11 protein-coding genes are annotated in these 14,576 nt (G+C 67.9%); 6 read left to right on the forward strand and 5 right to left on the reverse strand.

Annotated features, from left to right (window positions below; genetic code table 11):
• From QHF84_RS38465 to QHF84_RS38480, 4 genes are all read left to right on the forward strand, one after another.
• The coding region (locus QHF84_RS38465; RefSeq protein ID WP_281318532.1) for a choice-of-anchor L domain-containing protein at nt 1-1,250 on the forward strand (1,250 nt) is incomplete at its 5' end.
• Nucleotides 1,251-1,377: 127 nt separating this feature from the next.
• Nucleotides 1,378-3,447 carry a choice-of-anchor L domain-containing protein gene (locus tag QHF84_RS38470; protein ID WP_281318533.1) on the forward strand — a complete coding sequence of 690 codons (2,070 nt, stop codon included), beginning with the start codon at nt 1,378-1,380 and terminating at the stop codon, nt 3,445-3,447.
• Between the two features lie 329 nt (nt 3,448-3,776).
• A complete protein-coding gene (locus tag QHF84_RS38475; RefSeq protein ID WP_281318534.1) occupies nt 3,777-4,721 on the forward strand; it encodes an SUMF1/EgtB/PvdO family nonheme iron enzyme in 945 nt (314 codons plus the stop codon).
• Between the two features lie 16 nt (nt 4,722-4,737).
• Nucleotides 4,738-6,180, forward strand: coding sequence for a sialidase family protein (locus QHF84_RS38480; RefSeq protein ID WP_281318535.1), 1,443 nt, complete (start codon nt 4,738-4,740; stop codon nt 6,178-6,180).
• 404 nt (nt 6,181-6,584) lie between these two features.
• Here QHF84_RS38480 and QHF84_RS38485 read toward each other — a convergent pair whose 3' ends face one another.
• The 3 genes from QHF84_RS38485 to QHF84_RS38495 form a co-directional block, all read right to left on the reverse strand.
• Nucleotides 6,585-6,761: a hypothetical protein gene (locus QHF84_RS38485; RefSeq protein ID WP_281318536.1), complete on the reverse strand. Its 177-nt coding sequence runs from the start codon at nt 6,759-6,761 to the stop codon at nt 6,585-6,587.
• Between the two features lie 181 nt (nt 6,762-6,942).
• Complete coding sequence (locus tag QHF84_RS38490) at nt 6,943-7,578, reverse strand: hypothetical protein (protein WP_281318537.1); 636 nt, start codon at nt 7,576-7,578, stop codon at nt 6,943-6,945.
• 887 nt (nt 7,579-8,465) lie between these two features.
• On the reverse strand, nt 8,466-9,827 hold the full coding sequence (locus tag QHF84_RS38495) for a PQQ-dependent sugar dehydrogenase (protein ID WP_281318538.1): 1,362 nt from the start codon (nt 9,825-9,827) through the stop codon (nt 8,466-8,468).
• 248 nt (nt 9,828-10,075) lie between these two features.
• On the opposite strand from QHF84_RS38495, the gene QHF84_RS38500 reads away from it, so the two are divergent.
• Nucleotides 10,076-10,771, forward strand: coding sequence for a Bax inhibitor-1/YccA family protein (locus tag QHF84_RS38500; RefSeq protein WP_281318539.1), 696 nt, complete (start codon nt 10,076-10,078; stop codon nt 10,769-10,771).
• A 64-nt stretch (nt 10,772-10,835) separates the two neighbouring features.
• Complete coding sequence (locus QHF84_RS38505; RefSeq protein ID WP_281318540.1) at nt 10,836-11,426, forward strand: hypothetical protein; 591 nt, start codon at nt 10,836-10,838, stop codon at nt 11,424-11,426.
• 13 nt (nt 11,427-11,439) lie between these two features.
• Here QHF84_RS38505 and QHF84_RS38510 read toward each other — a convergent pair whose 3' ends face one another.
• Nucleotides 11,440-13,467: an HD family phosphohydrolase gene (locus QHF84_RS38510; RefSeq protein WP_281318541.1), complete on the reverse strand. Its 2,028-nt coding sequence runs from the start codon at nt 13,465-13,467 to the stop codon at nt 11,440-11,442.
• Nucleotides 13,464-14,567 carry a PhoH family protein gene (locus QHF84_RS38515; protein ID WP_281318542.1) on the reverse strand — a complete coding sequence of 368 codons (1,104 nt, stop codon included), beginning with the start codon at nt 14,565-14,567 and terminating at the stop codon, nt 13,464-13,466. Before QHF84_RS38515 ends, QHF84_RS38510 begins: the two co-directional genes overlap by 4 nt.
• Nucleotides 14,568-14,576 lie beyond the last annotated feature (9 nt).

A 14,576-nucleotide genomic window follows, 5' to 3' on the forward strand; every position in this document is an offset into this window, starting at 1 on the left:
GGGGCGAAGGCGGCGCGGGTGGATCCGGCGGCGCCGGCGGCGCAGGCGGCGTCGGCGGCGCGGGCGGAGCCGGCGGCGCGGGCGGCGCGGGCGGTGAGGGCGGCGATCCGCTGGCCGTCGACAAGGACAAGGACGGCTGGACCGTCGGCGACGGCGACTGCTGCGACAACGACGTCAAATGCGACATCCCGGGCAGCGTGAACCCCGGCGCGTTCGAGTACCTCGGCAACGGCATCGACGACGACTGCGATCCCTCGACGAAGGACGACATCGCCGCGGTCGATTGCACCGATCCGCCGCTCGCCACGCCGACGAGCACGCTCGAGCTCGTCAAGGCGATGGACCTCTGCCAGTTCACCACGGAGAACCCGCCGCTCCCGCAGAAGAAGTGGGGCGTGATCTCGAGCCATCTCCTGCTCGCCAACGGGACGAACGCGATTGTGCCGAAGGACGTGCAGGTCGGCGTGCTCGCGAACTACGGGCCGAACGTGCTGCCGAAGAAGGGCACGACGATGGCCGTGCTCTCGACGGGCACGGCGCGCGACGAGGGCGATCCGGGCTTCGTCCATCCGCAAAACGGGCCGAACGCCGACGTCCAGAAGGGCAACTTCAAGGCGGACACGGTCTGCCCGATCCCGGCCGCCTACCTCCAGGCGAACGGCGGCAAGGTGCCCTCGCCCCCGGAGTGCCCGGCGTGCGAAGGGGAGAACTGCACGAAGGCGTTCGACTCGGTCAACTTCAAGATGCGCATCCGCGTGCCGACGAACGCGCGGTCGTTCTCGTATCGGCTGAAGAGCTACACCTCGGAGTACCCCGAGTATAGCTGCGGCCAGTTCAACGACTTCTTCCTCGCGCTCCTGAAGAGCAACTGGACGCCCGATCCGCTGGCGAACCCGCCGCAGTCGCCGCTGCCCGCGGATCGCAACATCGCCAAGGACGCGAGCGGCAAGACGATCACCGTCAACAACGCGTTCTACGAGGTCTGCTTCCCCTCGCCGGTCTCGCCCCCGGGCGCGTGCCCGTCGGGCACGCTCGAGCTCGTCGGCACGGGCATGGGCGGCTGGGACGGCGACTACAAGGACGGCGGCGGCACGGTGTGGCTCGTGAACGATGCGCCCGTCGTGCCCGGCGAGACCATCGAGATCGAGTTCATCATCGCCGACGCGGGCGACGCGAACGTCGATTCGACGGTGCTGCTCGACTACTTCCGGTGGGACATCAAGGCGGCGGCCGCCGGCGTCCACAAGTGATCCGCTGCGCGCTGCGACCCTCGGGAGCGCGGCGCGCGGCCTCGGGCTTCGGATGGTGCGGGCTCGGCCCGCTCACAGTTTTACGAAGAGGTATTTCGCAATGATGAAGCGTACGAGGCGGAACGACATGCGTTTTTCGCTTTCGACCCTGCTCGTCCCGGCGCTCGTCGCGTACGCGGCAGCGGCTGGCTGCGCCGCGGAGAGCCACGAAGGATCGGGCGGTTCGGCCGCCACGTCGAACGTGAGCGACGGCGGGAGCGGCGGCACGGGCGGTGCACCCGGAACCGGGGGCGTGGGCGGCACGGGTGGCGCAGGCGGCACGGGCGGCGTGGGCGGCGGGCCCATGGGATGCACGACCGACGAAGATTGCGCGGTGGATCCCAACGGCACGATCTGCAACGCGGCGACGGGCGCGTGCGTCGAGTGCATCCCGAGCGGCGACCCGTTCGTCGATGACTGCGGCCTCGGGCAGTACTGCAACCCGAGCGCGATGAAGTGCAAGGTCGGCTGCACGCACAAGGGCGACTGCATGGGCGCGCAGGTCTGCGACACCATGAAGAACCTGTGCATCGACGGCTGCGTCGCCGACAACGACTGCTTCCCGGGCTCGATCTGCATCTCGAACACCTGCATCCCCGGCTGCTCGGCGACCCAGCCTTGCCAGGCCGGCTTCAGTTGCTGCGGCTCGAGCTGCTACGACTTCGCGAACGACGAGAACAACTGCGGCTTCTGCAACAACTCCTGCTCGACCGCGTGGATCCTCGACGCCACGCAGACCCCGCCGCTCAAGGGCGGCCCGCCGAACGGCACGGCGCTCTGCGACAACGGCCTCTGCACGCTCGGCGCTTGCAAGCCCGGCTTCGCAGACTGCAACAACAACCAGCAGGACGGCTGCGAGTGGAACGTGCTGCAGGACGGCCCGTGCGGCTGCGTGCCCGGCCAGACGCAGTCCTGCTACCAGGGTTTGCCGGGCACGCTCGGCGTCGGGCCGTGCAAGGCCGGCACGCAGACGTGCAAGGAAGACGGCTCGGGCTGGGGCGATTGCCTCGGCCAGGTGCTCCCGAAGTACGAGATTTGCCAGAACGCCGTCGACGACGACTGCAACGGCGCGGCCGACGACTCCGCCGGTGACTTCGACGGCGACGGCTACAGCTCGTGCGGCGGCGGCGATTGCTGCGACTACCTGAGCCCCGGCTGCCCGAACCCGAGGGCCGTCAACCCCGGCGCCTTCGAGTTCGCCGGCGACGGCGTGGACAACGACTGCGACCCGACGACGCCGGACACCGAGGCGCCGCCCTGCAGCACGCTGGCGAAGTTCACCGGCGTCACGGCCGAGGACGTGGCGAAGGCCATCGAGCTCTGCCAGTTCGTGCAGGAGAACCCGCCGGCGGGGCAGTTCAAGAAGTGGGGCGTGCTCAGCGCCAAGCTCGTCCTCGCCGACGGCTCGACGCCGAACGCGACCCAGCTCCCGGTCCTTCAGGACAAGTCGGCCGCGATCCTGACGGGGTACGGCACCGTCGTGAAGCCGCAGAAGGGCCTCACGATGGCCGGCCTCTCCAGTGGTGTCATGCGTGACCAGGACGACGCGGGGTACGCCGGGACGAGCACGCTCCACGGCTTCTACGGCAACCCGCCTTCCGCGTACCTGCTCGCGAACGGCGGCAAGCTGCCCGCGTCGCAGGGTTGCAGCGGCAATAGCTGCTCGTCGGGCACGGGCGCGAACGACTCGGTCAACGTGCGGCTCGAGATCCGCGTCCCCACGAACGCGAAGTCGTTCGAGTACCAGTTCCGGTTCTTCTCCTCGGAGTACAAGGCCTGGCAGTGCTCGTCGTACAACGACTTCTTCCTCGCGCTGCTCCAGTCGGGCGCCATGGGCCTGCCGACCGACAAGAACATCGCGAAGGACGGCACGGGCAACGCCGTCAGCGTCAACAACAGCCTCTTCCAGGTGTGCGTCGCCAAGGGCTGCAACATTTGCCCCTCGGGCGCGGGCGAGCTCGCGGGTACGGGCATGCAGCTCGACAACGTCGGCGGCGGCACGGACTGGCTCTTCAACACCGCGTCCGTCGTGCCCGGCGAGAAGATCCAGCTCGAGTTCATGATCTTCGACGTGAGCGACACCGCCCTCGACTCGCTCGTCGTGCTCGACAACTTCCGCTGGAACGCCACCGATCTCGGCACCGGCATCCACGAGTGATCCGCTGATCCCGCGCCGCGAGGGCGCCTCCCCCGGGAGCGCGCCCTCGCGGACAAACCCCTCCGTGGTCCAAACGTTGGGCCTCCAAGCATAGGCACTTCCGGAAAAGCTGGCCTCCCGGTGTCGAGAGGCGCGCGCGTGGGAACACGAACCTGCCGGCGGGCGTTCGGATTTTCTCCATTGCGTCTCGGCGCATCCGCAGGCATCTTCGAAGCTCCGTGGCGACGAAGGCGGACGACGCAGACTGGCGAGCGCCCAGCCCTCCTGGGCAACCCCTGCGATCCAGCCTCCGCACGCATCGCGTCACACGGCACCTTTCCAGCCTCGCCGTGACGGCCATCCTGGCCTCGGCGGCCGTCGGCTGTGCTGCTCCGGGCGGGCTCTCGCAGCTCCACGCCGTCCGAGAGGCGAGCGCGAACACGCGCGTCGCGTCATCGGTCGCGTCCCGCCCGGCCGAGCCGATCGCGCCCGCGGAGCGGCCCATCGCGGTACGGGCCACCGAGGCGCGTGTCGTCACGGTCGAGACGCGCCTCGCCGCGGCGGCGTGGCGCTCCATGTCCGAGGCCGAGGACGTCGACAGCGAGATCCTCGCGAACACCGCGCGCTGTCCGGCGGAGATGGCCCTCGTCGACAACCGCGTCTGCGTCGATCGCTGGGAGGCATCGCTCGTCGAGCGTCTCTCGAGCGGCGAGCTGCGCTCGTGGTCGCCGTTCTACCCCGTGGACGGACACGAGACCTCCGTGCGTGCCGTCTCCCGGCCCGGCGTGATCCCGCAGGGCTACATCAGCGGGGAGCAAGCGCAGCGGGCCTGCCAGGCCTCGGGCAAGCGCCTCTGCGCCGCCGACGAGTGGGAGCGCGCTTGCCGCGGCCCGAAGCGGACCCGCTTCCCGTACGGCGACGAGCGCAAGAGCCGCGTCTGCAACGACGACATCCGCAGCGCGCACCCCGTCGTCGAGGTCGCCTTGCGCCTCGGCATACCCGACGAACGCCGCTGGAGTGACGGCATGAACCAGCCGCTCATCAACCAGCTCCCGAACTCGCTCTTCGAGACGGGCATGCGCGCCGAGTGCACGAACGAGTACGGCGTCTTCGACATGGTCGGCAACCTGCACGAGTGGATCGAGGATCGCGACGGCACGTTCCGCGGCGGCTTTTACATGGACACGTCGTTGAACGGCGAGGGCTGCTCCTACCAGACCACCGCGCACGACTTCCGTTACCACGATTACTCCACGGGCTTCCGCTGCTGCATGGATCCCGATCGAGTCGAGTGAGATGTTCCGAACGACGATGGGCCCCTGGTCCCCGACGGCCTACGCGCTCACCCTCGCGCTTTCGCTCCTTCCGAGCTGCTCGAAGAAAAAAGAAGAGGCCCCGATCGCGCCGCCTCCGCCTCCGCGCGGGGCCGCCTCGCTCGACCAGCTCTCCACCGGCCTCGGCACCGCCAAGGGCCTCGACGCGAGCCTCGCGCCGCCGTCGATGAAGTTCGATCACGTCTACGTGCTCGACGACAAGCGGGCCATCCTGGCCGGCGGCGTCCCCGGCAGCGTGGCGATCGCGCTCATGACCGTGGACGCGGGCAAGACGTGGAAGGCCTTCCGCACCGACCGCGAGACCTGGTCGAGCTACACGTTCGGCGCGGACGGCCTGTTCGCGCTCGCCCTCGGCCCGAAGGAGACGACCGCGGAGGCGCCCCCGGCGGTCGGGAAGAAGGCGCCCCCACCGCCGCCGTTCCAGTTCTTCTTTGCGGGCCTCGACGCGCCCTCGTTCGGCACCGCGACGATGGTCGACCAGCCGCCGCTCGCGAAAAAGCCCGACCCGAAGCTGCCGATCCCCAGGCCGCGCCTCGCGCTGCTCGACAAGGAAACGGCGTCGCTCGTCGTCGAGCCCACACCGAAGAAGTATTTCGCGCGGTATGTGACGCCGCCGGGTACGGATGCGCCGGCCGAGGTCGCGCTGCCGAAGCTCGAGACGTTCGCCACGGGGCCCGTGGGCAGGCCGCCGCGGCTCTTCTCGGTGAAGGGGCGCGAGGTCGTGTCGCGCAAGTGGCCCGCGCCCGGGCAGACCGTCGCGGCGCCCGCGGAGTCCGAGTACATCGACCTGAAGCTCCTGAAGCCGACGCCCACGCTCCTCGCCGAGTTATCGGCGCCCTCGGCGTGTGACGTCGGTTCGATTTCGTACCAGGCGGTCACGCAACCGCCGACGAAGCAGAATCCGAACAAGAACTACTACCTCGTGGTGACGCCCGACAAGCTCACGCTGGTCCCGCGTCCGGCCGAGGCGCTCGCTGGCGCGGCTATCGGTTGCAACGACACGAAGTTCGTCGTCGAGGCGCCGGATGCCGACAAGCAGAGCATAACGCTCTTGTTGTGTGATCTCGAAGGCAAGTGCACGACTCCGTCGCGCCCCGTATTCAAGCCCTGGATCGAGAAACACGAGCGCGAGATCGTCGCGGTGCCGACGTCCACGGGCGCGGCCGCCGTGATGAGCGCGCAAGCCGGGGAGCGCTGGGGGCTCTACTACGCGCAGTCGACGGACGGCGGGAAGTTTTACGAGCGCGCGCGCATCATCGGCGAAGGGACCGGCGCGCGCGGGCGCGTCGACTTCGGCGCGCTCGTTTCGTTCGGTAAGCGCACGCTGCTCATCGTGTCCGCCGATGTAACGGGTACTTCGCGGCGTGGCTTCTACGTGCTCGTATCCGACGACGACGGCGCGACCTGGAACCCGCCGTAAAACGATCGTCGGACGATTGCCTCACCCCATCGCCGCTTCCTCCTCGCGCGAGCGTGAGAAGATGAAAGGCGCGCCGGGGTACATCGTTCAAAAATGAAATGTGAGACCGTTATAGGTCTGTAAAAAGGCGTCGAAAGCGTGACGCCCGCGTCGTTTCGGCGACGTGCATAACGACGAGCGCGTTCGCACATGCAGCATGGAGCGCACGCTCGCTGGCTGGGTTCGTCCGAGCAAGTGGTGATGGCAAGGATGCTCGGTCCGCCCGGACATACCGCCCGTGTGTTTCGCCGCGACACACGCCTGCCTGCACCGCTGGGTTTGGCCGCCGACACCAATCGAACGGGCGACGCGATCCAGCGCGAAAAACGTTTTGGACGTCGCGACGCCCCGGGACGGTGGGCGCGTCATTCGGCGTCGACGCGGCTCGGCCATAACGATCGATCGTGGGCAGCCGCTCCGGTCGAGCAGAGCCGGAGGGCGCGCGTCATGTCGACGACGTCGTTTTGACTTCGTCCGGACGACCGATCGTCCTTCGAAACGACCGCGCGGCCCGAATCGAGGGCGGGGAGTCTTTCACTCACCGCCTCCGCGTCGGGCCGCCAGGTTTGCTAGCAGGCTGTTGATAAACTTGCTGCGCGTCCTGGATCGTCGGTCGTCGTCCTCGGAATACCGGAGTATTCCTGCGTCCTCCTCCCTAGCTCCAGGTCGCTCGCGGCGTTTCTCAACACCCTGCTGGCAGGCTGTTGATGCGCTCGCGACGACTCACTTCGCCGCGGGCTGCGCCGCGGGGGCCGCGCCGCCACGCTTACGCGTGACCTTCGCCGCGGGGGCCGCCTTCTTCGCGGGAGCGCCGGCCGTCGAGGGGCCGCTCGCCGTCTTGCGCGCGTTCAGGCTCGCCTGCTCCGCCGTCTTGAGGTCGGCCGCATAGCGGGCGAAACGACGATCACCACCCTGGAAGATGCGCTTCGCGAGCTTCAGCTCCTTGAGCGCCGCCGCCGCCCGCGTCTGCGGAATGCTGGCCTGGCGGGCCACGTCGCTCGCGCTCACGCCGTTCGACGCCTTCACGATGCGCTCCACCGAATTGAGGACCTCTTGCCGCTCCGCGGAGAGGGCCGCCGTCTTCTTCGGACGGCCGGGCTTGCGCTTCGCGGGCGCCGCCGGGGCCGCCGCGCGGCCACGCTTTGCGGGAGCGGGGGCTTCCGGCGCAGCCACGAGCGCCTGCGGCACGCGGGCCGGACGACCGCGACCCCGGGTCGCAGCCGCAGCCACGAGCGGAGCCGCCGCCGGAGCGGAGGCGACGGCCTGGCCGAGTTTATCCTTGACCAGTGCGAGAATCGCCGAGTCGGGCATCTTCCGCACAAGTTCCACAATCTGCTGCTCGAAAGCGTCGGTTGCCATGTCTTCTCCCTCGCCGAATCCCGCTCGGCGGATGGTTACGACTATGCCTTTGGAGACGGGCGGGTCAAGCGAATAAAGTGGCAGGACGGTCCTTTCGTTCATTTTTTGGTTCGGCGCGCGCGCGCCTCCCAGGTTTTGCTCCACCGCCGCCCGGTAGCGCCGGACGTTTACCGGACCGACCGACCGCTCGAAATCCCTCGAGACAGCGCGCGATGCGCCATTGTTCAGCCAGGCGCTCTCGTTTGGCGCGCGCGGGCTGCCAGTCGATCCAGGCTTTGCGACCCGGGCTTTGCCGTGCGCGCTACCATGTCCTCCCGGATTGGGGGCGGGTCTCTCCCTAAAGACCGGCCCGACGTCGCTTCATTGCTGCTCCTTCTCTGCGCAGGTCATGCCCGGCGGTGACACCGGGATAGCCACGGGGGCGACCTCGAGCCGCTTGCCGTTCGACGAGGCATGCCGCGCGACGCGTCCGCGACGATTTGTGTCCCGCTCGCGCGCGCGCCCGCCGAGGCCCTCGCGGCGATAGCGGCGCAGAAGGACCCGCATGACGCAGCGAGGTGCGCTGCAAAGCCACAGGCAGGATGCGCTACGAAACCGACGAGAGCAGGCGCCCGGGACTTCGGCCCTCCGGCGCGCCCGCGTTCTTGTGCTCCTCTAATAAGGAGAGAAGGCGCGGACGCGACAGCCTTCCGGCCGCGGCGCGACGGCCCTCACGAAGCAACCCCGGCGCGCGGGCGCGCGTTGTCGTCTTTTCGAGGAGCCCGGCTCCGCCGAAGTGGGCGATGGTGCGCCGATCGAGATGAAGAGGAGATGAAGACGAGATGTAGAGAGATGAAGAGGCGCGCGTTTCGATGCAGGAGCGCCCCCCGAAGGAGGGCGCGCCGATGTCACTCCGCGTCGATGCGGTACAGCTTGCCGGGTGTCCCGCCCTGGCTGTTGTCCACGATGACGTAGAGGTCGCCCGCGGTGTCCTCGCCGAACGAAGTGATGCCCGCGCTGAGCGACGTGCTTTCGAGATCGGCCGTGATCTCCCCCTCGGCGATGACGCTGCCCTTCGACCACGCGAGCGTGTAGAAGCGCTTCGAGCAATAGTCGGCGTAGAGGTACGTCCCGACGAGCCCCGGGATCTTCGACCCGCGGTAGACGTATCCGCCCGTCACCGAGCAGTCGCCCAAGCCGCTCGCATGGATGTACTCCGTGACCGGCAACGTGAGGCCCGTCATGTCGCAGTTGTTTGCCGGGTCGAAGCAGGTCGAGCCTTCCATGGTGTTCCAGCCATAGTTCTTGTTGCCTTCACCGGGCGGCTCGACGTTGATTTCTTCGACTGCGTTCTGGCCGACGTCGGCGATGTAGAGATCGCCGGTGCATCGATCGAAGCTGAAGCGCCAGGGGTTGCGCAGGCCCCAGTCCCAGATGTCCTTGTCGCCGTTCTGGAGGTTTCCCGGCGGAGGCGTGGGGTAGTTATCGACATCGATGCGGAGGATCTTGCCGAGCTTGGCGTTGATGTCCTGCCCGTTCTCGTCCGGATCGCCGCCGCTGCCGCCGTCGCCCGTGCCCACGTAGAGGTAACCGTCGGGCCCGAACGCGAGCATGCCGCCGTTGTGGTTGTTGTAGGTCGGATGCGGGATGGTGAGAATCACCTTACCCGAAGCCTCGAGCGCCTTGTCGGGCGAGGCGCCGCGAGCGTACTCGGCGACGGCGATCGCTCCGTTCGGGTTCGCCTTCTGCGTGTAGTAGACGAAGAATCGGCCATTCTGGGCGTAGTTCGGGTGGAACGCGAGGCCGAGCAGGCCGCGCTCATTGGCCTGCGCCTCGACGATCGCGCTGATGTCGAGGAAGGGCTCCTGCGAAAGATTGCCGCCGTTCACGATGCGGATGCGGCCCGGCTTCTCCAGCAAGAAGAGCCGGTCCGTATCGCCCGGCGCGCCCGTCACGTAGGTGGGGCGGTCGAGGCCCGTCACGAGCTCGGTGAGCTTCAGCTTGGGCAAGGCTCCGGACGTGCCGGGCGCGCATACCTGCATGCCGCCGCCCGCGCCGCCCATGCCGCCCGCGCCGCCCATGCCGCCTGCGCCGCCCTCGCCGCCCATTCCACCGGCCCCGCCTGCGCCCCCGGTACCGCCGGTGCCGCCGGTGCCGCCGGTGCCGCCCTTTCCATCGTCGCCGCAGCCGACGACCGACAGCGCGCTGGTGGCCGCGCCGACGAAGAAGAGAAATGCCAACCTGGTCCCGTTCGACTTCAAGAAATCCATGTCCGCAACGTACGCGGATCCACCCGCGACGTCGATCCCTTCGCTGGAAATGGCCGGCGGACGGCCACGCGCGCTCGGCCTCGCGGAGCGGCCATCGGGACGAAACATTGCGACGTGGCGGTGGATGACTACGTTTCGCTCGACTGGTCCTTCACCCGCACATCATCCAGGGAGTGAACAGCATGAACTCGTGGGACTACAGGGAGCAACCGTGGGGCACGCAGGGCCTCACTCGCGGCGAAAGTCGCGTGGCTTTCCTGAAACGCGTCTACGGCCTCTTCACGGCGAGCGTCGTGTTTTCTGCCATCGGCGCGCTCGTGGCCCTGCGCGGCGGTCTTTCCGCGTCGCAAGCGTTCGTCAGCGCCGGCGGTACGCGCGTGGCCGTTCCGCCGCTCGTGGCGTTCTTCGGACAGCACTACATCATCGGCATGCTCGTCATGCTCGGCGCCGTGTTCGGCGCTTCGATGGTGCGGCACGTGAAGGGCCTCAACGTGGTCGCGCTTTTTGGTATGGCGACCGTGATCGGCGTGGTCCTCGCGCCGTCGCTGTTCTACGCGACGCTCGCCGCGGGGATCGGCAAGACGCTCTCGTCGTCGCCCATTCGTGACGCGTTCTTGCTCTCCGTGGGTGGTTTCGGCGGGCTCACGGCGTACGCGCTCACCACGAAGAAAGACTTTTCGTTCCTCGGCGGCGCGCTCACGATGGGCCTCTTCGTGATCATCGGCGCGGGCCTCTTGAACCTCTTCCTCGGCAGCGCGGTGTTCGGCCTCGCCATCGCGAGCGTGTCCGTCCTGCTCTTCGGCGCATACGTCCTCTACGATACGTCGCGCCTGCTCCAGGCTGGAGAAGACGACGCGGTGGGCGCCGCGATCCAGCTCTATATGAACTTCCTGAACATCTTCCTCGCGCTCCTGCGCATCCTCTCGTCGCGCCGCGAAGATTGACGCGGGGCAGGAGACGCGCGAAGCACCTCGGCGCCCGCGCCACCCCGCGGGCGCCGAATCCCCGATGCGACACTGCGTTTCCACGGCCCTCTCCCTGATCGCCTGCCTTTCCCTCGTCGCTTGTGAAAAGAGCGGCACGGAAGGGGGCGCGCCGCCTGCTCCCTCCATCGCCCCCGCGACAACCGTTCCGTCCGGAAAAACCGCCGAGGTTGCGCCGAGCGCCGCCGCGCCGAGCCCGAGCGCTTCGGCTGCCGCGCCCGCCGAGCCGCCGGGGCTCGTGGGGACGTGGGAAGGCCGTTACGACGCAAAGAAGGGCGAAGTGGAGATGCCGCCCAAAGTGAAGGACAAAGTCCGCACGAAAGACGACGGTAAGGCGGCGGTGGGTCCGGGGACGCTCTCGCTCACCATCGGCCCGGACGGCGAGCTGAAAGGAAAAACCTCGGGCGCGCTCGGCGCCGCGGCGCTCAGCGGCAAAGTCGAGGGCGACGAGGTGCGCGCGACGTTCTTTCCGGACGACGCGGTTTCCAAAGAAGCGATGTTCGGCATCGTTCAGGGTAAGCGCAAAGACGACAAGATCGTCGGACGCATCCGCGTGGCGAGCGGGGATGCGTCGATCGTGCGCGAGGCTGAAATCGAGCTGAAGAAGAAGGACTGACGAGCCGCGCGGGTTATCGGGAAGATGCCGCGAGCGCCGAGGGCGGCGCGCCGGGTTGTTCGAGCACGGTCCACACCTTCGCTTCGATGAAGACGCGCACGAGGTCGGCGTCGACGTGCTGGTCTTTGACCTCGAGGCCGAGGATGTCGAGGGCGCGATCGACGGGCACGGCCTTCTTGTAGGGTCTGTCGCTCGCGGTGAGCGCGTCGAAGATGTCGCTGACGCTCATCATCTTGGATTGCAGCGGGATTTCCTCGGCGCGTAGTCGATGCGGATAGCCCGTGCCGTTCAAGCGCTCGTGATGCGAGCCGGCGATGACGGCGACGCGGCGGAACTGTTTGCCCCAGGGGATCTGCGAAAGGAACTGGTAGGTGTGGACCACGTGGCTGCGGATTTCTTCGATCTCCGCGGGCGTGAGTGATCCACGCGCCACCGACAAACACGCGACCTCTTCGGCGCGGAGGAGCGGCACGACGTCGCCCGAGAAGTCGGTGAACGTCTCGCGCGCGATGGCCTCGATGCGCGCGAAATCGCCGCCTTTGAGGACCGACGGCTCGTTCGCCGCGACGATGGCGGCATACGCGGCTTCGAGCTCGGCCTTGCGCGCCGATAACTCCTGATCGAGCGCGGCGAGCTCGTCGGCGCGCGCGCCGCGCTGCACGAGCCGGAGCTTGCGTTCGAGGATCTCGACCTCGTACGAACGCGAAGCGATCTCGATACGATGACGGATGATGGCGAGCTCGTGTGGATAGAGCTTCTTCGCCTTCACGAGGACCTGCTCGCGCACGCCGATCTTGCCGAAATCGTGGAGCAGCGAGGCGTACTCGAGCTCGCGGAGATCGTCTTTCGTCCACGTGACGCCGCGATAGGGTCCGGCCTTGTCGCGCTCGAGCGCGCGCGCGAGCCCCACCGTGAGGAGCGCGACCCGGCGCGAGTGACCACTCGTCGTGGGATCACGCTGCTCGATGGCCTCGACGCTGGCGCGCACGAAGCCTTCGAGCATGTGATGGATCTCGGTATAAAGAACCGCGTTTTCCAGCGCGATGCCGGCCTGCGATCCGAGCGTGCCGACGAGCTCTTCGCTGCGCGCGTCGAAGGGGATGACCTGGTCTTCGATGTCCTCGTCCGAGAGGAGCTTGCGGTCGTTCGCGCGTTTCTTGTTGATGAGCTGGATGACGCCGATGACCTCGCCTTTGCGCGAGAGCAGCGGCATGCACAGCATCGACTTCGTGCGATAGCCGATCTTCGCGTCGAACGATCGATCGAAGCCGTACGGCGATACCGCGGGCAGGTCGTAGACGTCGGCGATGTTGAGCGGGCGTTTGTGGAGCGCGACGTAGCCCGCCATCGATCGGGGGCTCACGGGCAGGGTGAACTCGCGCGCGTCGAAGTGCACCGAGTCGTTTTGCGAGAGCTTGAAGCGCAAGGTGCGGCGGAGCGGATCGGGGTCGTCGCCTTCGACGACGTAGATGCTGCCGGCGTCCGCGCCCGTGATGAAGCGGCTCTTCTCCAGGATGAGCGAGAGCAGTTTGTCGAGCTCGCGCTCGGTGGTGATGGCCTTGGCAATCTCGATGAGCTCGCCGAGCTCGTAACGATAGCGGTTCAGCCATTTGCCGCGCGCCTCGGCGCGGGCCTTCGACTCGAGCAGCTCGCAAACGTTGTGGATGGCGACGTAGAGCTCGTCGGCGCTCGGATCGGGGCTCACGAGCGCGCCGAGGCCGCGGTTCAAGGCGCCCGCGACGTCGCTCGTGACGGGGCTACCGACGAGGACGAGCATGGCCTCGCCCGAGGCGAGCTTGTGCGCGAAGGGGCGGAGCACTTCGCGGCCGCGGTCCCAGAGCGAGCCCGACGCGAGCACCGCGAAGAGCCGGTCGCTCCGCACCGTGACGAGCAAAGGATGCGGCCGAACGACGGTGCGATCGGAGAGGCGCGCGTCCGACGTGAGGCGCGACTCGACGATGTTCATCGTGGTGAGCGCGTCTCTGCCGTATCGCGCCGAGCTTCGGGCGACGTCACTCGCTCCATCGATGAAAAAGCTCACGAGGCGGTCCCTTTTTCGCGCGGCTCGTCCGCGGGGTCGAGGTTCGTCGGGGCCGATTGCGCCGCCGCGGGTCCGTCGCGACGATCTCGATCACGATCCCGCTCTTTTTCGGCGCGCCTCGCCGCGACTTCCTGATCACGCTTCTCGTAGGCGACGATGATGCGTTGCACGAGCGGATGGCGGACGACGTCGACCTCGGTGAAGTGACAAATCGCGATGCCGTCGATCCCCGTGAGCAGCTCGCGCGCCTCCGCGAGGCCGCTTCGCGCGCCGTGCGGCAGATCGACCTGCGTGACGTCGCCCGTGACGACCGCGCGCGACGAGTAGCCGAGGCGGGTCAGGAACATGCGCATCTGATCACTCGTCGCGTTCTGCGCTTCGTCGAGGATGACGAAGGAATCGTTCAGCGTGCGGCCACGCATGAACGCGAGCGGCGCGACCTCGATCTGTCCGCGAGAGACGAGCCCCGAGGCTTTGTCGGCATCCATCATGTCGTGCAAAGCATCATAGAGCGGACGGAGGTACGGATTCACTTTCTCGGCGAGGTCGCCCGGCAGAAAGCCGAGCCGCTCGCCCGCTTCGACCGCCGGACGTGTGAGGATGATGCGTTTCACCCGACGTTCGATGAGCGCGTGCACCGCCATGGCCATGGCGAGGTACGTCTTGCCCGTGCCCGCCGGCCCGATGCCGAACGTCATGTCGTGCGTACGGATCGCCTGGATGTATCGCTTTTGCGCGATCGTCTTGGCCGTCACGGGCCTGCGCCGCGCGGTCACGAGCACGACGTCTTCGAAGAGCTCGCGCAGCGTGAGCGCGGGATCGTCGCGGAGGGCTTGCACGGCGCGCACATAATCCTGCGCGTCGAGCACGGCGCCGCCGCGCAGGAGCTGGGCCGCCTCGGCGAGGAATCGCTCGGCGAGCCCGACGGAGTCGGCGTCGCCCGCGAGGCGAATGACGTTGCCCCGCAGGCTCGCGTCGATGCCGAGCGTCCTCGCCACGGACTTCAGGTGTTCACTCGCCGGACCGGCGAGCGAGACGAGCGTCGCGTTGTCGAGCACCTCGACGTCTGCCGTGATCCGAATGGGCGTGCTGCTGGTCATGGTTCGTTC

Source organism: Polyangium sp. y55x31 (assembly GCF_029946505.1).
Taxonomy (GTDB): domain Bacteria; phylum Myxococcota_A; class Polyangia; order Polyangiales; family Polyangiaceae; genus Polyangium.

What these genes read in the sequence shown, in the direction of transcription:
- QHF84_RS38490 (WP_281318537.1), bottom strand. Translation starts at nt 7,578, where the DNA reads ATGGCAACCGACGCTTTCGAGCAGCAGATTGTGGAACTTGTGCGGAAG.
- QHF84_RS38495 (WP_281318538.1), bottom strand. Translation starts at nt 9,827, where the DNA reads ATGGATTTCTTGAAGTCGAACGGGACCAGGTTGGCATTTCTCTTCTTC.
- QHF84_RS38470 (WP_281318533.1), top strand. Translation starts at nt 1,378, where the DNA reads ATGCGTTTTTCGCTTTCGACCCTGCTCGTCCCGGCGCTCGTCGCGTAC.
- QHF84_RS38480 (WP_281318535.1), top strand. Translation starts at nt 4,738, where the DNA reads ATGGGCCCCTGGTCCCCGACGGCCTACGCGCTCACCCTCGCGCTTTCG.
- QHF84_RS38515 (WP_281318542.1), bottom strand. Translation starts at nt 14,567, where the DNA reads ATGACCAGCAGCACGCCCATTCGGATCACGGCAGACGTCGAGGTGCTC.
- QHF84_RS38505 (WP_281318540.1), top strand. Translation starts at nt 10,836, where the DNA reads ATGCGACACTGCGTTTCCACGGCCCTCTCCCTGATCGCCTGCCTTTCC.